Here is a 22,241-nt window from a genome sequence, read left to right on the forward strand (position 1 = left end):
AATTAACGAAACCATCAAACCAACCTTTGCCGTAGTCTGGCAAACGCTATCATCTGTGCTGCTTGGGATTGCCCATAATTTCCAAGCTATAAAAACCAGGTTTTCAGGAATCTTCTTTAACGAGGTCAACCTAGATTTGATATCTGAGGAAGACAATTGTGAACCCAACCCAGTCATAAAGGTGTCAATGTTGACTAATGCTGGCTTGGGCACTGTGCCGTACTACTGCTTCTTTTGGAAAGGTTGAAGCAGTGCAAGTAGGCCATGGGTATAAAAGGGTGCATTTTAAGACAATTTTTTTTCAATCCATACTATAAAGGGTGTTGACATGCTAACAACAATTAACGAAACCATCAAACCAACCTTTGCCGTAGTCTGGCAAACGCTATCATCTGTGCTGCTTGGGATTGCCCATAATTTCCAAGCTATAAAAACCAGGTTTTCAGGAATCTTCTTTAACGAGGTCAACCTAGATTTGATATCTGAGGAAGACAATTGTGAACCCAACCCAGTCATAAAGGTGTCAATGTTGACTAATGCTGGCTTGGGCACTGTGCCGTACTACTGCTTCTTTTGGAAAGGTTGAAGCAGTGCAAGTAGGCCATGGGTATAAAAGGGTGCATTTTAAGACAATTTTTTTTCAATCCATACTATAAAGGGTGTTGACATGCTAACAACAATTAACGAAACCATCAAACCAACCTTTGCTGTAGTCTGGCAAAAGCTGTCATCTGTGCTCCTTGGGATTGCCCATAATTTCCAAGCTATCAAAAGCCGGGTTTCAGGCATCTTCTTTAACCAGGCCAACCTAGATTTGATATCTGAGGAAGACAATTGTGAACCCAACCCAGTCATAAAGGTATCAATTTTGACTAATGCTGGCTTGGGCAGTGTACCGTACTACTGCTTCTTGTGGGAAGAACGTAAACTTTACTGATTCCACCTAGTCCAGGCTCGCAGAAATAAGTCACCACTTTCATCTACAGAGGTCGGAGCTGGTCATTTCACTTATTTCGGTTTCCCCTGCACTAGTACTAAGTTTCCTTGACAGTATACTACATTATACCAATTAACGAGAATCCCTGCCTTCAGAAGGTAGGGATTCTCGTTAATTCCTGGATTAATTGCACATCAATTTCATCTGGCCATCTCCCGATCTGGTCATCCCGACCTCTGGCCATCTGCATCTGTAGTGCTACTTTGAAGACTTGCTATAGCTTGGATAGCCCCATAGCTGATTAGGGGGTAAGCTGAGAAGGACCTGTTGGTGTAACCAAAAGTGTGTTAACTGTGGTCTACTGATTGGTCTACTGATTGGCAAACTGGGATCAAAGGGCATTCACCCTTTCAGTCATGGAGGTGGCAAACTAGAAGAAATGGATTTAAGTAGGGGAGTTGATCTTGGCACGTAAGATAGAGCCTCTATGGGCAGTACAAGATGACCAACAGAGAAAGGACGTTCTGATGAAGCGTAAAAATCAACACATGTTAGCACTGGTGTGGCGAAGCACTATTGTTTTGTCATTCTTCCTGTTGCCTGTTGGCCTTGGCAGTGCCCAATCCATCGAACCTGACCCTCCAAAACAGATAGTCGCTCAGAGCTCAAGTCAAAAGCAAGTTCAAACTGATGCGAATCTTAGCTTTCAGCGGGTGACGCTCCTGTCTAATGTTTTGCTGGTTGTGTTGGTCACTCTGGTACTGCTACTGGTGGCTGCGATCGCAGCGTTGTGGCTGCTAAGAAGGTCTGTGATTCGTGAGGTTGCCCAAATCGTGAGAGCTCACCTCAATGAACTGACTGACTTGGAAGATAGGATTGTCAGTGCCAATAAAAATGTTCAAAGTATCCTCGAAAAAACTGAAGACATTGCTTTGGAGCTAGATCAGCAGGCGGCAGAGTTTAAACAAGACCTAAGTGTTAAACGAGAAAATCTATCTAAGCTGCTATCCAAATTGTCTCAGTCCCAGCAACAGGCATTAACGACAATCAAGACGCAAAAAACCGATACTCAACAAGAGCTAGAACAATTAGAGACTGACTTTGCCTCAAGACTGTCTAAACTCGAGCAAGACGCTAAAAAGCAACGGGATAGTTTTCTGAAGTATCTAGAAAACTTAAGCGCTGAGTTTGCCCCCCAATTATCTGAACTCAAGGGGGATGTGCAAGCCCAGAAAGAGACAATACTGAAGAAACTGAAGCAATTAGAGACAGAGTTTGGCTCCGAACTGTCTGACCTGAAAGAAACTGCGGTAAACCAAAAGGACTTAACTTTAAAAGATTTCGAAAAATTAGGGGCTGAATTTACTCCAGAATTATCGAAAATCCAGGCGGATGTACAAGCCCAGAAAGAGATAATACTGAAGAAACTGAACCAATCAGAGACTGAGTTTGGCTCCGAACTGTCTGACTTGAAAGCCAAGGCTCAAAAACAAAGCGAAGATTACCTGCAAACCCTAGAAAAATCAAGGGCTGACTTTGCTCCTCAACTATCTGAAGTTCAGGGTAATGTACAAGAACATAAGGATAAAGTCCTGCAGCAACTAAATCAATCAGAGTCTGATTTTGCTGTTGAACTGTCTGAGCTTAAGGCAAAGGCTGATAAAGAAAGGAACAGTTACCTCAAGAATCTAGAAAAACTCACCTCTGATTTTGCTCCTCAACTATCTTTACTCAAAGCCAATGTCCAAGGGCATCAAGATAAAGTATTGGAGAAACTGAACCAATCAGAGACAGAGTTTGCCTCAAAATTGTCTGAACTTGAAGCCAAGGCTCAACAGCAACGGGATTTAATACTAGAAAATATAAAACAGGTAGAGACAGAGTTTACTCCTCAGCTATCTGACATTAAGGTGGAGGCTGAACAAAAAGCTCAACATAAAATCGATTTAGCTCTTCAGAAGCTAGAGCAATTAGGAACTGACATTACTGAACAACTTTCAAAATCCCAGTCGAAGATTGAAGTGCAAATCGATAAGACTCTCCAGCATCTGAAAGAGCTAGAGGCTAATTTAACAACTCAGGTTTCTGACTCTCAGTCAGGAATTCAAACCCAGAATGCTCAGACCATTCAGAGTCTGGAAAAATTAGAAACAGAGGCGAAAACTCAACTTTCTGATTTACAGTCGGACATTCAAAAGCGAAAAGATATAATCATTCAAAATCTGGACAAATTGGAAACCACCTTGGCTGCTCAGCTGTCTGAGGTGGAATCTGAGGCTCAAACCGAGAAGGATAAAATTCTACAACAACTAGCAGAGATTTCCCCAACATCCATTGCAGAAGCTGCTCTGTCTGAAGTGCTGCAAAACACTCAAACTCTGACGGAACAATTAGAACGCCTCAAATCGAACCATCCTAAATTGTTCTTGAATCCAGATGACTATGTGAATCAGGGCAATACTCTATTCTCTCAAGGGCAGTATCAAGATGCGATCGCTTCCTATGATCAAGCTCTTGACCTTCAACCGAATAACCCTGATATTTGGTATCAGCGAGGTATGGCATTATGGGAATTACAGCAGTATCAAGATGCGATCGCGTCCTATGACAAAGTAATTGAGCTTAAGCCAGATGACCCAGATAGCTGGTATCAAAGAGGTCTGGCTTTGATGGAACTCCGGCGGTATGAAGGAGCAGTGGTTGCTTTTAATAAGGTGGTTAAACTCAAGCAAGACCACTACAAAGCCTGGTTAAACCGGGGCATGACCCTAAGACGGTTGAGACGCTACGAAGATGCGATCGCTTCCTATGACAAGGCCCTAGAAATTCAGCCAAACTATCATCAAGCTTGGGTTGACCGAGGAGTAGCACTGGGAATGCTACAAAAGCATGAAGAGGCGTTTGAATCCTTCGACCAAGCTGTCCAAGTTCAGCCAGATAATACAGTAGCCTGGTTGAATCGAGGCATGGCTCTGGATGTATTAGAAAGATACCAAGAAGCTGTTGCTTCTTTTGACAAGGCTATTGAATTAAATCCCGACTCCCACAAAGCCTGGAATTACAGAGGTTCTACCTTAGTCAAGCTAGAACAGAATGATCAGGCATTGGAAAGCATTAATCGGGCTTTGGAGATTCAACCTGAGTATGCTGCTGGTTATTATAACAAAGCAATCGTTTATTCTTCCCAGGGTCAAGTCACCTTAGCTGTGGAAAACCTAGAGCAGGCGATTGAGCTAAATCCAAGGTATCGGGAAGAGGCGAGTAATGACCCGGATTTTGAGGCTATTTCAGAAGATGATCGGTTCTGGCAGTTGATTGGAGGCTAGAATCCTCTTGATCTCCTGGGTCCGGCAAATAATTCCTATTCCATGCTTGCGATCAACTATGAACTAAAGTCTAGTTTAGTCTAGATTGATATAGCAGGAAATGAGCTTGCGCCAACATATTTCTATAATCCCAGATCAGACAGCATGGTAGACCTGACCCCAAATCCTAGTTTCAGTTTGACTATTTGCTTAACATACCCCAACCGTGCCGGGATGTTAGCCAGCGTAACTCAAGCGATCGCATCTGTTGGCGGTCAATTGGGAGAAATTATGGTGGTGGAGAAAACTCGGAAAATTGCTACTCGCGAGATTACCGTAGATGCAGCTAGCACTGAACACGCTGAACAGATTGTACAAGCGGTGTCAGAAGTTCCCGATGTCCAAATCCTAAATGTCTATGACCGCACCTTCAACCTCCATCGCGGTGGCAAAATCAGTGTCAACAGCAAAATCCCCCTCAAGCATCAATCTGAATTGGCTATGGCTTACACTCCTGGTGTAGGTCGGATTTGTAAAGCGATCGCATCTGACCCAGAACAGGTCTACTCCTTTACCATTAAAAGCAACATGGTTGCTGTGGTCACCGATGGCAGTGCAGTGTTGGGGTTGGGTAACTTAGGGCCAGAAGCCGCTTTGCCAGTGATGGAAGGTAAAGCAATGCTGTTCAAAGAGTTTGCTGGTATTGATGCTTTTCCTATCTGCCTAGCTACCCAAGATACGGATCAGATCGTGGAAACCGTTAAAACTATCGCGCCGGTTTTTGGTGGTATTAATTTAGAAGATATCAGTGCTCCCCGTTGCTTTGATATTGAAGCCAGACTCCGGCAGGAGTTAGATATTCCAGTCTTTCACGATGACCAGAACGGTACGGCTATTGTCACCCTTGCTGCCTTGACCAATGCCCTGAAGCTAGTCAAGAAATCCCTAGAAGAGGTAAGAATTGTTATTAATGGAGCTGGCGCTGCCGGTATGGCAGTTGCCCGGTTACTCCGTAAAGCTGGTGCAGGTGTAATTTGGATATGCGACTCCCAAGGCATTATTTCTACTAAACGCCCTAACTTGACTGAGCAAAAGCAAGAATTTGCTGTGGATGCTTCGGGTACTCTCGCTGGTGCCATTGGTAATGCCGATGTGTTTATTGGGGTGAGTGTACCTGGGGTTCTAACCCCAGACATGGTCAGGTCCATGGCCAAGAAGCCCATTGTCATGGCTATGGCTAATCCTATCCCGGAAATTCAGCCAGAATTGGTAGTAGATGATGTAGCAGTAATGGCTACAGGTCGTAGTGACTATCCCAATCAGATTAATAATGTTCTGGCTTTTCCAGGGGTTTTTCGTGGCGCTATAGATTGTCGGGCGTCAACCATTACCGTGAATATGTGTCTCGAAGCAGCTTTTGCGATCGCATCCCTGATTAATCCCAGTGATTTAGATCGAGAACATATCATTCCCTCTGTCTTTGATGAGCGAGTCGCTCCTGCGGTTGCTGCTGCGGTGCAAAGGGCAGCACGTCAGGATGGTGTAGCATGCCATTAATAAGTAGTTGTATTTCGATAATTTCATGATTAAGCCATAGCAATTAGCTATTCTGGTGGCATTTGATTCATTTTTTGAGGCAGGACTGATGATTGTAACTACTACTGATGTTATTCAAGGTGCGATTGTTGAAGAGTATTTGGGCGTTGTCACTGCTGAGGTGGTTTACGGCACCAATGCACTGCGAGATTTCTTTGCTGGTATTCGAGATTTAATCGGAGGACGTACTGGCAGTTATGAAAAAGTCTTTGAAAAAGGACACCAAGAAGCCCTCAAAGAATTGAAGCAACGTGCCTCAGAACTAGGAGCAGATGCTGTGATTGGCATTGCTATGGATACTGGCACAATTAACGTTGATGAAAAGGGGGTGCTGCTACTGATTACCGCGACTGGCACAGCCATCAAAATCAAGAATTAAGGGTTGCTTGACAGTTGACGGGTACCCGTCAACTGTTGTTTAACTAAATCCGCTAAATTTCCTTGACAACTCATACTCGTTACGACTACGATTAAAGAGTAACAATCATAAAGGAATGAGTAAGACAAGATGGTTATCAATCAAGTACCCGACGTAGTATTTAAGACCAGAGTCAGAGATGAGTCAGTTGCTGGACCCAATCCCTTCCGCTGGCAAGACCGCACTACACAGGAAATTTTTGGCGGTAAGCGTATCGTGCTATTTTCCCTTCCTGGTGCCTTCACACCCACCTGTTCATCAACCCACTTACCCCGCTATGAAGAACTCTATGACGAGATCAAAGCACAAGGGGTTGATCAAGTGATCTGCTTATCTGTCAACGATGCCTTCGTGATGTTCCAGTGGGGCAAACAGCAAGGGGTTCAGAATATCTTCTTGCTACCCGATGGTAATGGGGAATTCACCCGCAAAATGGGGATGTTGGTAGAAAAAGATAATCTCGGTTTTGGTATGCGTTCTTGGCGCTACTCTATGGTGGTAGATAACGGCAAGATTGAAAAAATGTTTGTAGAACCAGGCTATGAAGATAACTGCCCTACCGATCCCTTCGAGGTCTCAGATGCAGATACCATGTTGGCATACTTGAAGTCAGCTAAAAGTTGAGATACTTCCCAGCTTAGTTAAGGCTTTATCAGTAGAGGCGTTACCTGCAACGCCTCTACTGTTTTCAGTTTGGTGCGTAAGTCCTGATAATCGTGGATTGACTTGAGAGTGATACAACAATCATTACCTTGGACGATCAGTAAAATTTTACCTCCGACGCCTATTGCGCCTATCTACCAAAAATAAGTAATCTTTCAACCGAATAGTAATTCAGAAGTTTGGGGGAGTCATGAGCTACGATTTTGATTTATTCGTTATTGGTGCAGGTTCCGGAGGAATTGCTACAGCTAGACGAGCCGCAGAATATGGGGCAAAAGTAGGCATTGCAGAATTTGACCGTTTAGGTGGAACTTGCGTAAATCGTGGCTGCATTCCTAAGAAGCTGATGGTTTATGCCTCCCATTTTCCTGATCAATTTGAAGAGGCACAGGGATATGGCTGGAGTAAGGTACACAGTACCCTGGACTGGACAACAATGATCACAGCAGTCAATCAGGAAACAGAACGCCTCAATGGCATTTACCAACGTATGTTGGATAACTCCAAGGTGGAACTGTTTCAGGGTTATGCTAAGTTCGTGGATTCCCACACCATAGACATTGGCGGACGCAAAGTAACTGCCCAGAAAATCTTGATTGCAGTAGGAGGACATCCAGTCAAGCCCGATATTCCTGGAATTGAACACGCGATTACCTCTGATGATATCTTCCACCTCAAGGAACAACCGAAACGGATCGTGATTCTTGGGGGTGGCTATATTGGTGTCGAGTTTGCCTGTATTCTCAATGGCTTAGGCTCTGAAGTCACGGTGGTTATTCGTCGTGATCAGATTTTACGGGGATTTGATGCGGAAATCGGTTCCGAGATTCAACAAGCCATGGAGAACCATGGGATTCGCGTGCTAAATAACAGTAAGATCATCGCTATTGAAAACACATCAGCCGGTCTGAATGTAACGGTACAAGGACAATCACAAACAACTATAATTGCTGATGCAGTCAGTTTAGCTGCCACAGGTCGTATACCCAATATCCAGAATCTAGGTTTAGAGAATACTGGAGTAGCAATTGAAAACGGTGCGATCGCAGTCGATAAGTACAGTCTTACCACAGAAGACCATATCTTTGCGGTAGGAGATTGTACTAACCGCATGAACTTAACTCCCGTTGCGATTAATGAAGGTCGTGCCTTTGCCGATACCGTATTTGGTGGCAAATCCCGGATCATGAGCTACGAGAATGTCCCAACCGCAATTTTTACCACACCCGAAGCAGCTACGGTTGGTCTAAGTGAGGCCGAAGCACGGGAGAAATATGGGGATGCGGTAAAAGTCTATCGTTCTCGGTTCAGAGCGATGTACTATACTCTACCCGGTCGGGATGAAAAAACCCTGATGAAGTTAGTGGTTGACCAAAACACTGACAAAGTCTTGGGTGCTCATATGGTAGGAGACCATGCAGCAGAGATTATTCAAGGAATTGCGATCGCATTGAAAACTGGAGCTACCAAAGCTAACTTTGATGCTACTGTTGGAATTCATCCCAGTTCTGCAGAAGAGTTTGTCACAATGCGCTAAGGGACTGAAAAAGGTTTCGAAATACAGTTAGTTGTAACTAGGGCGTGAGCACACGCCCTAGTTTCGTACTATAGCGCTTTAAAATCAGATGTGAAAATTTATAGCAATTCAATTCACTAATGCTGTCAAACCGGTATTGTCACTAAGTGCTTAAATACTTTAAGTTCTCAATATCAACACTACTGAATCAGAATAAATCCTAAAAAAGCGGCTAGAACTGTATTATCAGGAAGGAATAGCTGATGTTTAACTCAGATGTATTGAGTTAAACATCAGCATCTAGTGCTAGAAAGCCCAAGTTTCCCGATGTCATCTTTACAAAAATTAGAAAAATTCGTCAAAATACCTAATAAAGTTAAAACCCGCCGCATTCTTTGGTTTGAACGATTAATGGCGATCATCGCCTTGATTAACCTACTCTTGGTGGTGTTTGACCTCAGCTATATCCCCTTAAGAGATTTCTGGCTACATCAGAAAATTCAGGTATTTAGCTTTAGCATTGGTCCGATCAAATCCAAAGGCTTTCCCCTATCAATTCCCATTCCTGATATCACTCCATTCTACGACCAATTTAAAGGTATTGAAGACAACCGAGATACTAAAAAATATTTGGACAAAGTTGAGCAAATAGAAAATCAGATTAACAAGATAGGATTATCTTCTATAGAAGAGTCTATAGAAGTAGAAAAAAAACTTAAGGAGCTGCGCAAACTTAGCTTAGAAATGATTGATACTAATCCTTTTCAAGTAGCCAATAAAACTGGAAACTTGGAAAAGCTGAAAAATAAGATGCGTAAGCATATACAAAATCCTGATAAGTCAGCAAAAGAGTCATTTGAGGAGTTCTGGACTCAAAAGTACTTAGCAAGCCATAGTCAAGAGGAAGGTTTGGGATTTTTTAACACCGAGATTAAACCCTTAATAGAAACTAACTATTACCGTCCAATTGGAGAAAATGGGGAATTCGTAGACCTATTCGGACTGATTGACTTCCCATATTTTATCTTATTTGGTACAGAGTTTTTGGCTCGTACCTGGTTAATCAGTCGCCGTCATTCTGGACTCAAGTGGCAAAATGCCATGCTGTGGCGCTGGTATGACATATTTTTGCTAATACCCTTATGGCGGTGGTTACGAATTATTCCCGTTACCATTCGTTTAGGTCAAGCTAAATTAATAGACCTGAGTGTCATTACCAGAGAAATCCGCTCGGGATTTGTTGCCAGTATTGCTCAAGAGATGACGGAAGTGGTCGTCATTCAAATTATTAACGAAGTTCAGGGCTCCATTAGCCGGGGTGAAATTACCAAATGGTTGTCTCAACAGGAAGTCCGCCCCTACATTGACCTTAATGACACTGATGAAGTGTCAGAGCTCACCACCATCATGGTAAAGATGACAGTTGATCAAGTCTTACCCAAAATCCGTCCTGATCTAGAGGCTCTCATGAAACACTATGTGGACATGGGGATTAAACAGTCCACACTTTATCAGGGACTTCAGAATGTACCAGGACTGGGACAATTCCAGAAGCAGCTCACAGAGGAATTAGTGAAAAACATTTTTGAGGCACTCTATGATGGGATTAATACTCTGATACAAGAAGACCCAGTTGCCGACGAACTCCTGGAACACCTACTCAAAAATTTAAGGGAAGTCTTAGGGGCAGAAATTAAGACCAAGGATAGATTACAGGAGATTCAGTATTTGATCACAGCTTGGTTAGAGGAATTCAAAATAAATTATGTCCGGCGCTTATCTGAAGAAGACTTAGATAAAATCTTAGATGAAACCAGAGCAATTCGTCAAAGATTTCAGGAATAACAGTAGTAAAAAAAAATTAAGATTATTCCAATAATTAATTGATTGTTTTTTTATTAGCGGATCTATAAACTAGGTTAATTGACAGTAAAACCATTCAATTGATGATTGATACCGAGTTGCATTCAAAGATAGTAGATGGGGAGATGGGGAGATTGGGGGCAGATAAAGTTGTACCTTTGATCGCAACTTAGTATGAAATTAAAAAAATATAGAAATAAAAAAAAATAAACATTTTTTTAAATTATTGTAAATAGTCAGAGATCATCATACAGTTTGACCGAATAATGCCCATAAGCTAAAATACTTATGGGTCAACAAAAACCAAGTTGACTTCTAGGGTCAGCTTGCTCTGAGGAAAAGGGCTGTGAAGTGGGAAAGTGCCGACGCACCAGACACCAAGCAGGGATTAGACCTCAAAACTACCCATGTTCAAGTTTTGATCAGGCAAGCATTTGAGCTGCTAATTGCGTTAGCTTCCGGCAAAAGAAGCCCCACATCTCAATGCTATGCCATGAGTGTGGGATTAATTTTGCACAGGGTATGCATGGAATTGCTATAATATGCGTACTGATAAACAAAGCCGTTCGCGTAGCGTGGCCTACGGCCTTAAATGCTGGTTTGTCAGCACAACAGTTTTAAAAAAAAGACATGGAGGCGCGCTTTCCTATGGCGAATTAAATTACGGGGTCGCGCCTCAAGAAAACAGAGCGGCAGGGCAGTCCGTTCTTAAAGCCCAGCGCCTCCTAAGCAATAGCTGGATTGGCTGGGAAGCCTACACTGAACTCAACGAGTCAGTGTGGGAGCTGTCACACTCAAACATAGCAACGGCAAGCTGGTAACTCCTAATCAATGATTCTGCGGGAAGTTTCCGGTTTGTCCTAGGGTTTAGAGTCTTCGAGCCCATGACCTTGTCAACAATAGCTCAGGACCAGTAACTAGAGATTGGGCTTGTGCTAACTAGATGTGCAGAAGCTTTTGGGCGGTTAGACTTCTTGGAGAAGATTTTGCCATGAAGTGGGTTGACCCCACTTTTTTTATTGGATTGGTGCCATGACTCATCCCCTGATTCCACAACTAATCGATTTGGCAACGCCATTGGCTCAAGATTTAGGATTAGAGATTGTAGAGGCTCTCTTCCAGACCAACAGACGCCCACCGGTGCTGCGTGTCTATATCCGCAACCCCATCCGTGACACTAGCTTGGATGACTGTGAACGCATGAGTCGTGCTTTAGAAGCTCAGTTAGATGCTAAGGACATCATTTTAGACACCTACGTTTTGGAAATTTCCAGTCCTGGGATCACACAGGACTTAAGCACAGACCGAGAATTCATTTCTTTCAAAGGGTTTGGTGTGATTGTTCAGACATCTGAACCCTATCAGGGGCAGCAAGAGTGGCGCGGGCAGTTAATTCGCCGGGATGAGAGCGGAGTTTATCTCAATCTCAAGGGTCGTGCGTTTGCCATTCCCCGTCAGCTCGTGTCCAGAGTAAAACTGGATGATGGGGGTTAAATTTTTCTTGAAGGTTGCTAGGGGTGCAGCACTTGTTAAAGACAATGGCTCGACTATAGATCTACAAGTGCTTCTCCCCTACAAGCTTCAAGGCTGAGGATTGAAGTTGAACTTGATTTACTTTAAATCCCAAGACAATTGCCATGGATAGATTTAAGACGGAGATTTGCTGATGTCGATAGTTAGTTTGCCTGGACTTAAGGCAATGATAGAAGAAATTAGTCAAAGCCACAATTTACCTAGGTCTGCAGTTCAACAGGCATTAAGAGAAGCACTGCTAAAAGGCTATGAGCGCTATCGCCGTTCTCAACGGCTAGACCAACGATTTCATTTTGACGAAGAATATTTTGACAACTTTGAAGTGGATCTTGATATTGAAGAAGAAGGCTTCCGGGTTTTGTCTACCAAAACCATTGTCGAAGAGGTACAAAATAGTGACCATCAAATTTCTCTCAAAGAAGTCCAGGAAGTTGCCTCTGAAGCACAATTGGGAGACTCAGTGGTTTTGGATGTGACTCCAGACCAAGGAGAGTTTGGTCGCATGGCAGCGATTCAAACCAAGCAGGTGCTCTCTCAAAAACTCCGAGACCAGCAGCGTAAGCTGATTAAAGAAGAGTTTCAAGACCTAGAAGGAACCGTTCTGCAATCTCGATCACTACGATTTGAGCAGCAGTCTGTGATTATGGCGCTCAGCAGTGGTTTTGGTCGGCCAGAGGTAGAAGCCGAACTGCCCAAACGGGAACAGCTACCCAATGATAACTATCGCATTAACTCCACCTTTAAGGTTTATCTCAAAAAAGTCCGGGAAGGCCCTCACCGTGGTCCTCAGCTGGTGGTATCCAGAGCGGCGGCTGGTTTAGTGGTCTATCTGTTTGCCAACGAAGTCCCAGAAATAGAAGATGAGGTGGTCAGGATTGTCGCAGTGGCACGGGAAGCTAATCCTCCTTCTCGTCATGTTGGACCAAGGACTAAAATTGCTGTAGATACCCTGGAGCGAGATGTGGATCCGGTGGGAGCTTGCATTGGTGCTAGAGGTTCCCGCATTCAAGTTGTGGTGAATGAATTACGAGGTGAAAAAATCGACGTAATTCGTTGGTCTCCTGATCCATCTACCTATATTGCCAACGCTCTTAGCCCAGCCCAAGTGGATCAGGTGCTACTAGTCAATCCAGAAGAACGTCAAGCTCATGTTTTAGTAGCAGAAGACCAGCTGAGTTTAGCTATAGGCAAAGAAGGACAAAATGTTCGCCTTGCCGCCCGCCTTACGGGTTGGAAGATTGACATTAAAGATGCTGCGCAATACAAAAAAGACACTACCGACATGTCTAAACAGGATACCCTAGAAGAAGAAGATGTCGATAGCAATGAGTTACAGGAAGATTACCAAGAAGGAGTAGAAACACCAGAAAATGTGCTGGATGCTGAGCCAGTGCTTGATTTGAATACTCAAGAAGAAGAATGAGGAATTTTAGGGGTTAACCCTGAGGTGAGGAAAGTTTTGCCAAGGTTGAGAATGGTAATGGTATACAATGATACCCCTAAGCTTGTTGGTTTAGAATGGTAGTGGAGTGTGGGGTTTCGGCTTTGGTCAAGAATTCTTTTACAGTTTTCTTCCAAGCCAATGAGTTATTGAATACTTCCACTTATTGCTGGGTTAGTCTACTCCCCCTACCCCCTACTGCCGGTTGGTGTGGTGATTTTATTCTTGTGTTAGTCATCCCAGTCTCAAGGGTGTGAGGATCTCTACTATAGTTTTTCATCTTCTGCTCACACCACCGGTTAGCCCACATCCGTACCGCCTTCTGGCATTGATTTTTGGTTTCATTGGGTAACTCAATCAGGTAAAACAGGGCGTTTGCCCAATCGCAAACGCCCTACAAGCCTCCATCTACCGTACCCTTTAAAGAAGGAGGACTTTTGAGATTTTCCAAACCGAAAACCCTTATGAAACCAAACTATCGACGTTGTCTTAGCTGCCGGAAAGTAGCACCAAAACAGGAGTTTTGGCGTATTGTCCGAGTCTATCCGTCACGAAAGGTACAATTAGATCAGGGTATGGGTCGTTCAGCTTACTTATGTCCTCAACTGAGTTGCCTAGCGGCGGCTCAAAAGAAAAACCGACTGGGGCGATCACTGCGTGCATCGGTGCCAAAAAATCTGTACGAAACTTTATGGCAGCGTTTAGCTACCATGCCAAGCCAACCCAATTTAGGTAATTAAAGGGTGAATCTAGCAGCAATTTCTTCCATGTATGTTCGTCCGGGGAACATAAGTAATCGTTAGGATACTAAGGAAGTCATTAGTTCTATTGATGCTCTGGTTTCAACAGGGAGGTGAATTTACTTCGATTATACGCTAGCTACCTTTAAAGGCATACGCGGTGATTAGGCGGTTTAACCGAACCGTCAATTTAAAATGCTGCTTGGCTTTTTTCACAGGAAAGAAGCACGCGATAATAGATAAACTTATCAAACTACCGTTGAGGTGAACACACCAACGAAAAAGCATGGATGGTTGATTATCTGTTGAGCATCGCTTATCTTATCGTTTAAGCTTTCCAATAAAGCTTGATAAAGTAAAAAGTCATTCGAGTAGTTGAGTATGGTTTAACAACACGTAGGTACGACAGGGGAATAGTGCATGAACAGCGGCAAAGTCAGAATTTACGAATTATCACGGGAATTGAATTTGGACAACAAGGAAATTTTGAGCATCTGTGAAGGACTCAATATTGCAGTTAAAAGTCACAGTAGCACGATTACAGAATCGGATGCCCAACGGATTCGCACGACAGCCGAAAAATATTCTGACCAACTAGCAGCTGTAAGCAATAGCGAAGGTGAGTCATCGGCAAATAAAGGTTCTAAGTTAAGCTCTGGTAAATTAGTTCGACGTCCCAAAGGGGAGCGGAAGCAGCAAATTGTGGAGCTTCGTAAGCACAAACGCAGTTCTGGGAATACTTCTAGCCAGAGAAGTAATCAAATGGCAATCCCACCCCAACCTCCCATTAAGCCGACTGCTATACCCCCTCGTCAACCTAGCACTCTCAATCGACCTAAGCAGGTCATTGAACAGGACACCAAGATTAAGCAGGATACTAAACCAGAACTAGCTGCTAAACCAGAACTAGCCGCTAAACCAGAACCAGCCGCTAAACCAGAACTAGCCGCTAAACCAGAACCAGCAGCTAAACCAGAACCAGCAGCTAAACCAGAACCAGCAGCTAAACCAGAACCAGCAGCTAAACCAGAACCAGCAGCTAAACCAGAACTAGCCGCTAAACCAGAACTAGCCGCTAAACCAGAACTAGCCGCTAAACCAGAACTAGCCGCTAAACCAGAACCAGCCGCTAAACCAGAACTAGCCGCTAAACCAGTCCAGAAGATTTCACAGCAGAGTACTGCCTCAGCTAAGATTACAGAAAAACCAAAATTAACTGGACCTCCTGTCAGAGTATCACAATCAAAAAGTCAGCCGGCTAAGGTTGAACGACCGATAAAGTCAAACCAAAAAGGTTCTTCCGGTTCAAAGTCAGTAAAGAGTCCAACTCCTAACAAATCCCCTAACAAATCCCCTGTTATTAATAAACAGTCAACGCCCTCGGAAACATCACCACCAAAGCGTTCTAGTTCACCAAGACCAACCGTTCCTGAACTCCAGCGACCTCCAAAAAGAACCAAACCAGGTCTTGATAAAGACAATTCTCAAGTAGCAGCAATCGATGCTGACTCAACGGGTCTGACAGATGATGGCTCTGATCAAGAGACCAACACCTTAGTCAATGAATCTGAGGAACTGCTCAAGGAGGTCAAGCTCCGGCGACCATCTGTCCCCCGACCTGCTAAGAAAAAAGAGTGGGAGGCAGAAAATGGAGAAGACGAAGACAAAGCCCAGAAGGGTAAATCCGCCAAACTCAAGCGGCGACCTAAAATGATTCTGGATGATGAAGATGATATTGAAACAGAATCAGATCAAATCGATAACAAAATCGATGGTTCATTTTCAGTTAGTCTTTCTCTGGCTCGTCCTCCCAAACCAAAGTCACTACAAAAACAGCAAAGCCAAGCACATACTGCCAGTGTTAACCAAAAGAAGAAGCCTGCTAAAGCCAGTAGTAGCAACAAGTCGGATCAGCGCGATCGCCGTCGTACACAGAAAAGTCAGCCCAAACGCCCAGAACAAATTGTTTTGAGAGACTCACTCACCATTAGAGACCTGGCTAATCAACTTGCTATTGCAGAAACTGACATTGTTAAAATGCTCTTCTTCAAAGGCATAGCTGTGAGTGTTACCCAGACTTTGGATGTTCCTACTGCCACAATGGTAGCTGAGGAAGTGGGAGTCAAGGTCGAGATGGAAGAAGAAGCCTCTGCTGCGACTAAGGTGGAAATGCTGGATGTCCAAGACCTGGAAAACCTCGAGCGGCGTCCACCTGTGGTGACAATTATGGGTCATGTTGACCACGGTAAAACGACTCTACTCGATGCCATTCGTGAAGCAAAAGTGGCTCAAGGAGAAGCCGGTGGAATTACCCAGCATATTGGTGCATACCACGTAGATGTTGAGCATGAGGAGAAAATTCAACAGGTTGTCTTCTTAGACACCCCCGGTCACGAAGCCTTTACAGCCATGCGGGCAAGGGGAACAAAAGTAACCGATATTGCTGTGCTAGTAGTAGCGGCTGATGATGGGGTGCAACCTCAGACCCTTGAAGCCATTAGTCATGCTAGAGCTGCTGAAGTTCCCATGGTCGTTGCTATTAACAAAATTGATAAAGCCGGAGCTCAACCTGATCGGGTTAAGCAAGAATTATCAGAACGGGGCTTGGTTCCAGAAGAATGGGGTGGTGAAACGATCATGGTACCAGTGAGTGCTATCCAAAGGGAAAACTTGGATTCACTGCTGGAGATGATTCTATTGGTCTCAGAGCTAGAAGAACTCTCTGCTAATCCGGATCGACCAGCCAAAGGTACGGTGATTGAAGCTCACCTCGATAAAGCTAGAGGGCCTGTTGCTACCTTCTTAGTGCAAAACGGTACGCTGCGGGTGGGTGATAGCCTGGTTGTTGGTTCAGTTTTCGGTAAGGTCAGAGCCATGCTTGATGACCGAGGACAGCGAGTCGAACAAGCCAGTCCCTCGTTTGCTGTGGAAGTCCTTGGCTTGAGTGATGTTCCAGCTGCTGGTGATGAGTTTGAAGTCTTTGAGAGCGAAAAAGAAGCCCGGGCAGTTGCTGGAGAAAGAGCTCAACAGCAACGTCAATCTCGCCTGCAAACTCGCATGAAATCACGGCGAGTTACCCTCACTGAATTATCAGCCCAGGCTCAAGAAGGTGAACTCAAGGAACTCAACTTGATTTTGAAGGCAGACGTTCAAGGCTCGGTGGAAGCTATTCTGGGATCCCTCGAACAGCTGCCCCAAAATGAAGTGCAAATTCGAGTTCTACTGGCTGCCCCTGGGGAAGTCACCGAAACGGATGTGGACTTAGCGGCTGCTAGTGGTGCAGTTATTGTTGGCTTTAACACTACCTTAGCTCCTGGTGCTCGACCAGCAGCTGAACAGGAAGGGGTAGATGTGCGGGAATACAACATTATCTACAAACTCCTGGATGATGTTCAAGGTGCTATGGAAGGTCTGTTAGAGCCAGAAGAGGTAGAAGAACCATTGGGTGAAGTAGAAGTTCGAGCTGTCTTCCCAGTGGGTCGTGGTGCCGTTGCGGGTTGCTATGTACTCTCAGGCAAAGCCGTGCGCAATTGCCGTTTACGAGTGCGGCGTGGTAGCAAAGTTATCTACGAAGGAGTTTTGGATTCCCTCAAGCGTGTTAAGGATGATGTCAAGGAAGTCAATGCTGGCTACGAATGTGGTATGGGTGTTGATAAATTCAACGACTGGGCGGAAAAAGATATCATTGAAACCTATCAGATGGTAACCAAGCGACGGACTCTCTCCCTGAAGTAGGGCTGAGGGGTGTTCTTACCCAGGCATCCATTGCCGGGTAGGTTGTTTTGTTTAAGGTTGAAGGTTAAAGGTTATTGAGACGAGTTGCTCTGTGGCAAGCTTGCAATTGTCAAGGTTCCATCCAAAGCAACTTTTAACCTGTTAACCGATAACCTCCAACCCTAACCCTGCCAAATTGTAAGTATTAAGTGTTGCTAAAAGCACAATCCTAAAAAAGCAGATAGGATAGTGTACAGGTAAGCTTAATAGTTTACCACTTAAGCATGACCCAACTAGATTCATCTGTATTAAATTTTGGTAAGGTGCATATGGCAAGCTTCGTTAAATCCGAATCCGGACCATTAGATCACGACACTCAAGTTTGGGACAGTCTTAAACAAGCCATAGCCGCTAGTTCAGGATTCCAACGCTGGCAAATGGAACATCCCTTGGGTGAACAATTTCAGGATTACAGTCTTGATAGCCGAGTGCGTCGTTACTTACGTGAAACTCTAGAAATGCTTGCCTACTGAAATCCTTAGGGTTTCCTGTCAACGGTCAACGGTCAACTGTCAAAGGCTGCTGGACGAAAGACAAATGAGGAAGGATAATTAGCATTGCTGCTGATTTTGGACTTGACATGGCCTTTGAATATCCTGATGACCTGAAATACCTTGATAGCCACGAATATGTACGGCTTGATGGAGAAATTGCCACTATTGGTATTACCGCCTTTGCCATTGACCAACTGGGTGACTTAGTTCTTCTGGAACTCCCAGAAATTGACGACACTATCGAGAAGGGTAACAAAGAAAATGACAAAAGCTTTGGTACCATTGAATCGGTCAAGGCAGTTTCGGATCTATATTCCCCGGTATCGGGTACGGTGGTAGAAAGAAATGAGGAGATGATCGAGGCTCCTGAACAGATTGCAGAAGACCCCTATGGTGAAGGCTGGTTAATTAAAGTGCGGCTGAATGACCCTGATAACCCACTGGAGGGTGTCCTTTCTGCTGAGGAGTACCGTGCCAAAGTCGAGGCAGAGTAGATTATAAATTGGGTTTAACAGCAAGTAACTTAAGATACAGCTATAGCGAAGGTTCTGTAAAAAGCTGATAAATAGGGTTGTCATCACTACACCCAGCTGTGTAAAGTTGTGTATCTAGAATCAATCTAGCAACACCCCTAGCTTGTCAAATGCTAGGTTTTCATATTGTATATTTAGAACTAAATTGCTTTAGTTCTAAATCGCTTTAGTTATACATCCGGGCTTTGTGTATCTATAGATTTACAGATTTACCAACTTAGGGGGTCACAGCCATCAAAAGTGACCCCCGCCTTCGCTGCTTAATTCACAAATTGATTTACTATGCAGAATTTGGATATCCAGGATCAAAAAAATAGAGCAAATACTCAGTCGTTGCTGAAATCTGACCCCAATCTTTCCGCATCACAAACACTACCATCTACCGATGCTTTTGTCAATCGACACATAGGTCTAAATCCAGATGCAATAGAGCAAATGCTCAAGGTCCTGGGTATATCCACTATAGATAGCCTGATTGAGCAAACTGTACCCGCCGCTATTTGGCTTAATCAACCCCTGCAGTTACCACCAGCCCAAAGCGAGTATGCTGCCCTGGCTCAGCTAAAAGAAATTGCCTCTAAGAATCAAGTATTCCGGTCTGTCATTGGCATGGGATATTACGACTGCATTACCCCACCTGTAATTCAACGGAATATCCTAGAAAATCCTGGTTGGTACACGGCTTACACCCCTTACCAAGCAGAAATTGCTCAGGGGCGACTCGAAGCACTACTCAATTTCCAGACAATGATTATAGACTTGACTGGTCTGGAAATTGCTAATGCTTCCTTGTTGGATGAAGGAACAGCAGCAGCGGAAGCTATGAGCATGAGCTATGGTCTGTGTAAGACGAAAGCCAAACACTTCTTTGTTTCCCAAACCTGTCATCCCCAAACTATCGCAGTGGTACAAACCAGGGCTAGACCTTTGGGAATTGAGGTGATTGTTGGTGACCACCGCACTTTTGAATTTGACCAAGATATTTTTGGAGCTCTGCTTCAGTACCCAGCAACGGATGGCACGATATACGATTATCGGGAATTTATTGATAAGGCTCATGGTGCTAAAGCCTTAGTAACTGTGGCAGCTGACATTCTAAGCCTTACCCTACTTACACCCCCTGGAGAATTCGGAGCTGATATTGCCATAGGTTGTACCCAGCGCTTCGGTGTTCCCTTAGGATATGGGGGACCTCATGCAGCTTATTTTGCTACTCGGGCAGCTTATAAACGGCAAGTACCAGGACGTATCGTTGGTGTATCAAAAGATGCTAATGGTAAACCAGCACTGCGCTTGGCACTGCAAACCCGTGAACAACATATCCGTCGTGACAAAGCTACGAGCAATATTTGTACTGCCCAAGTGCTGTTGGCGGTGATAGCTTCAATGTATGCAGTTTATCATGGGCGAGAGGGAATCAAACGTATTGCCGAGAGAATTCATCAATTAACGGTTATCCTGGCGGAGGGACTGAAACGCTTAGGTTACAGTATTAGCTCAGAACCGTTTTTTGATACCTTGCGCGTAGAATTAAGCGATCGCTCTGTGTCCGGAATTATCGAAGCAGCTGAAGCACGTCAAATTAACCTACGTATTATTGATTCAACTACTATCGGGATTTCCCTGGATGAGACAACGACGGCTGGGGATTTAGTAGACTTGTGGGAAATTTTTGCAAGTTTAGGGGAACCCAGCAGTGCATCCCTACTCTTTACTGTGGAAGAGTTGGCGGCTGAGGTAACAACTAAGGTGACAGCTGATTTTAATGAACCATTTGCTCGCCGTAGTACCTACTTAACCAACCCAGTATTCAACCGCTATCACTCAGAAACAGAGTTACTGCGCTATTTGCACCGCCTGGAAAGTAAGGATTTGGCTCTAAACACCTCCATGATTCCTCTGGGTTCGTGTACCATGAAGCTGAATGCCACTGCTGAGATGATGCCAGTGACATGGCCGGAATTTGGCAAGATTCATCCGTTTGCTCCCCTGTCCCAAACTCACGGATATCAAATTATATTCCAGCAGCTGGAAGAATGGTTAGCAGAAATTACTGGCTTTGCTGGCATTTCTCTTCAACCTAATGCTGGTTCCCAAGGGGAATATGCAGGATTACTCACTATTTGTAAGTACCATCAAAACCGGGGAGAAAGCGATCGCAATATCTGTCTAATTCCTACTTCTGCCCATGGCACCAATCCCGCCAGTGCGGTGATGGCTGGCTTAAAGGTGGTGGCTGTTGCTTGTGATGAGATGGGCAACATTGATTTAGATGATTTGAGGAAGAAGGCCGAGCACCATAGCCAAAACCTAGCTGCTCTGATGGTGACTTATCCCTCTACCCATGGTGTGTTTGAAGAAGAGATTAAAGATATCTGTGCCATTGTCCACAACCATGGGGGGCAGGTTTATATGGATGGGGCGAATATGAATGCCCAAGTGGGACTGTGCCGTCCGGGGGACTTTGGGGCGGATGTGTGTCACCTGAACCTGCACAAAACCTTCTGTATTCCCCACGGTGGGGGTGGACCTGGCATGGGACCAATTGGGGTGATGCCTCACTTAGTACCATTCCTGCCCAAAACCTTACAGCCTCAACCTTCCACTTTATCTATTGGTGCAATTTCTGCGGCACCCTGGGGAAGTGCCAGCATTCTACCGATTTCCTGGATGTATATTGCCATGATGGGGAGTGCGGGGTTAACTGAGGCGACTAAGGTGGCTATTCTTAATGCTAATTACATGGCTAAGCGGTTAGACCCTTACTATCCTGTTCTGTACAAGGGGAACAATGGATTAGTAGCTCATGAGTGTATTGTGGATTTGCGATCGCTTAAAAAGTCTGCGGGCATCGAAGTGGATGATATTGCCAAACGCCTGATGGATTATGGTTTCCATGCTCCAACGGTATCCTGGCCTGTAGCGGGGACAATGATGGTGGAACCTACTGAAAGCGAGTCGAAGGAGGAACTCGACCGTTTCTGTGATGCCATGATTGCCATCCGCCAGGAAATTAAAGCGATTGAATCGGGTCAGGTAGACCAAAGGGACAATCAGCTGAAGAATGCTCCCCATACTGCAGAAGCCTTGATAGTCAGTGAATGGACTCATCCCTATACCCGTGAAGAAGCTGCATATCCTGCATCTTGGTTAAGGGAACACAAGTTTTGGCCTGTGGCAGGGCGCATAGATAATGCCTTTGGGGATAGGAATTTGGTTTGTTCTTGTGAGGGAATGGAGGCGTATATCTAAGTCCAGAGTCAATGGTCGAGTGTGGGGAGATGGTGAGGCAGCGGGGTATTGGAGCTTTCCCCCACTCGCGCTTTGCTGTGGTTCCCCCCACTCGCGCTTTGCATCAAGACAACAGGTAATCATTTTGTTGATTTGTTGAGAGCTGAGCACTGATGGCTGACTGCTGAGAGCTGACC

17 protein-coding genes are annotated in these 22,241 nt (G+C 44.6%); all 17 read left to right on the top strand.

The window, feature by feature from the left end; genetic code table 11:
- Nucleotide 1 precedes the first annotated feature (1 nt).
- The 17 genes from F6K53_RS12480 (at nt 2) to gcvP (ending at nt 22,065) form a co-directional block, all read left to right on the top strand.
- Entirely contained in the window at nt 2-247 is a 246-nt protein-coding gene (locus F6K53_RS12480; protein ID WP_293080915.1) for a hypothetical protein, read from the top strand.
- An 81-nt stretch (nt 248-328) separates the two neighbouring features.
- Complete coding sequence (locus F6K53_RS12485; protein ID WP_075904795.1) at nt 329-586, top strand: hypothetical protein; 258 nt, start codon at nt 329-331, stop codon at nt 584-586.
- Nucleotides 587-667: 81 nt separating this feature from the next.
- Entirely contained in the window at nt 668-937 is a 270-nt protein-coding gene (locus tag F6K53_RS12490) for a hypothetical protein (RefSeq protein WP_075904793.1), read from the top strand.
- Between the two features lie 464 nt (nt 938-1,401).
- Nucleotides 1,402-4,263 (top strand): tetratricopeptide repeat protein, encoded by a 2,862-nt coding sequence (locus F6K53_RS12495; RefSeq protein ID WP_293080918.1) that lies wholly within the window; start codon nt 1,402-1,404, stop codon nt 4,261-4,263.
- A gap of 144 nt (nt 4,264-4,407) precedes the next feature.
- Nucleotides 4,408-5,799, top strand: a complete 1,392-nt coding sequence (locus tag F6K53_RS12500) for an NAD-dependent malic enzyme (protein WP_293017787.1) — start codon at nt 4,408-4,410, stop codon at nt 5,797-5,799.
- 88 nt (nt 5,800-5,887) lie between these two features.
- A complete protein-coding gene (locus F6K53_RS12505; RefSeq protein ID WP_293017785.1) occupies nt 5,888-6,217 on the top strand; it encodes a YbjQ family protein in 330 nt (109 codons plus the stop codon).
- A 129-nt stretch (nt 6,218-6,346) separates the two neighbouring features.
- The gene (locus F6K53_RS12510) at nt 6,347-6,880 is read left to right on the top strand and encodes a peroxiredoxin (RefSeq protein WP_293017783.1); all 534 of its coding nucleotides are present in this window, start codon (nt 6,347-6,349) and stop codon (nt 6,878-6,880) included.
- A gap of 229 nt (nt 6,881-7,109) precedes the next feature.
- Entirely contained in the window at nt 7,110-8,456 is a 1,347-nt protein-coding gene (gene gor, locus F6K53_RS12515) for a glutathione-disulfide reductase (RefSeq protein WP_293040026.1), read from the top strand.
- 282 nt (nt 8,457-8,738) lie between these two features.
- Nucleotides 8,739-10,280 (top strand): hypothetical protein, encoded by a 1,542-nt coding sequence (locus F6K53_RS12520; protein WP_293080922.1) that lies wholly within the window; start codon nt 8,739-8,741, stop codon nt 10,278-10,280.
- Between the two features lie 364 nt (nt 10,281-10,644).
- Nucleotides 10,645-10,839 carry a hypothetical protein gene (locus F6K53_RS12525; RefSeq protein ID WP_293017777.1) on the top strand — a complete coding sequence of 65 codons (195 nt, stop codon included), beginning with the start codon at nt 10,645-10,647 and terminating at the stop codon, nt 10,837-10,839.
- 491 nt (nt 10,840-11,330) lie between these two features.
- Nucleotides 11,331-11,792 (top strand): ribosome maturation factor RimP, encoded by a 462-nt coding sequence (gene rimP, locus F6K53_RS12530; RefSeq protein WP_070395891.1) that lies wholly within the window; start codon nt 11,331-11,333, stop codon nt 11,790-11,792.
- 172 nt (nt 11,793-11,964) lie between these two features.
- Nucleotides 11,965-13,254 (top strand): transcription termination factor NusA, encoded by a 1,290-nt coding sequence (nusA, locus tag F6K53_RS12535; protein WP_293017772.1) that lies wholly within the window; start codon nt 11,965-11,967, stop codon nt 13,252-13,254.
- 482 nt (nt 13,255-13,736) lie between these two features.
- Nucleotides 13,737-14,012 (top strand): YlxR family protein, encoded by a 276-nt coding sequence (locus tag F6K53_RS12540; protein ID WP_293017770.1) that lies wholly within the window; start codon nt 13,737-13,739, stop codon nt 14,010-14,012.
- Between the two features lie 420 nt (nt 14,013-14,432).
- On the top strand, nt 14,433-17,747 hold the full coding sequence (gene infB / locus F6K53_RS12545) for a translation initiation factor IF-2 (protein ID WP_293017768.1): 3,315 nt from the start codon (nt 14,433-14,435) through the stop codon (nt 17,745-17,747).
- Between the two features lie 308 nt (nt 17,748-18,055).
- The gene (locus F6K53_RS12550; protein WP_293017890.1) at nt 18,056-18,259 is read left to right on the top strand and encodes a hypothetical protein; all 204 of its coding nucleotides are present in this window, start codon (nt 18,056-18,058) and stop codon (nt 18,257-18,259) included.
- Nucleotides 18,260-18,366: 107 nt separating this feature from the next.
- Nucleotides 18,367-18,774: a glycine cleavage system protein GcvH gene (gcvH, locus tag F6K53_RS12555; RefSeq protein ID WP_293017766.1), complete on the top strand. Its 408-nt coding sequence runs from the start codon at nt 18,367-18,369 to the stop codon at nt 18,772-18,774.
- 321 nt (nt 18,775-19,095) lie between these two features.
- A complete protein-coding gene (gene gcvP / locus F6K53_RS12560; RefSeq protein WP_293080925.1) occupies nt 19,096-22,065 on the top strand; it encodes an aminomethyl-transferring glycine dehydrogenase in 2,970 nt (989 codons plus the stop codon).
- The last annotated feature ends 176 nt before the right edge of the window (nt 22,066-22,241 follow it).

Origin of the sequence: Moorena sp. SIO4A1 (assembly GCF_010672065.1) — a bacterium.
Classification (GTDB): Bacteria; Cyanobacteriota; Cyanobacteriia; order Cyanobacteriales; family Coleofasciculaceae; genus Moorena.

What these genes read in the sequence shown, in the direction of transcription:
- F6K53_RS12485 (WP_075904795.1), top strand. Translation starts at nt 329, where the DNA reads ATGCTAACAACAATTAACGAAACCATCAAACCAACCTTTGCCGTAGTC.
- F6K53_RS12550 (WP_293017890.1), top strand. Translation starts at nt 18,056, where the DNA reads ATGGCAAGCTTCGTTAAATCCGAATCCGGACCATTAGATCACGACACT.
- F6K53_RS12490 (WP_075904793.1), top strand. Translation starts at nt 668, where the DNA reads ATGCTAACAACAATTAACGAAACCATCAAACCAACCTTTGCTGTAGTC.
- rimP (WP_070395891.1), top strand. Translation starts at nt 11,331, where the DNA reads ATGACTCATCCCCTGATTCCACAACTAATCGATTTGGCAACGCCATTG.
- gcvP (WP_293080925.1), top strand. Translation starts at nt 19,096, where the DNA reads ATGCAGAATTTGGATATCCAGGATCAAAAAAATAGAGCAAATACTCAG.
- gor (WP_293040026.1), top strand. Translation starts at nt 7,110, where the DNA reads ATGAGCTACGATTTTGATTTATTCGTTATTGGTGCAGGTTCCGGAGGA.
- F6K53_RS12500 (WP_293017787.1), top strand. Translation starts at nt 4,408, where the DNA reads ATGGTAGACCTGACCCCAAATCCTAGTTTCAGTTTGACTATTTGCTTA.
- F6K53_RS12505 (WP_293017785.1), top strand. Translation starts at nt 5,888, where the DNA reads ATGATTGTAACTACTACTGATGTTATTCAAGGTGCGATTGTTGAAGAG.
- nusA (WP_293017772.1), top strand. Translation starts at nt 11,965, where the DNA reads ATGTCGATAGTTAGTTTGCCTGGACTTAAGGCAATGATAGAAGAAATT.
- F6K53_RS12540 (WP_293017770.1), top strand. Translation starts at nt 13,737, where the DNA reads ATGAAACCAAACTATCGACGTTGTCTTAGCTGCCGGAAAGTAGCACCA.
- infB (WP_293017768.1), top strand. Translation starts at nt 14,433, where the DNA reads ATGAACAGCGGCAAAGTCAGAATTTACGAATTATCACGGGAATTGAAT.
- F6K53_RS12510 (WP_293017783.1), top strand. Translation starts at nt 6,347, where the DNA reads ATGGTTATCAATCAAGTACCCGACGTAGTATTTAAGACCAGAGTCAGA.
- gcvH (WP_293017766.1), top strand. Translation starts at nt 18,367, where the DNA reads ATGGCCTTTGAATATCCTGATGACCTGAAATACCTTGATAGCCACGAA.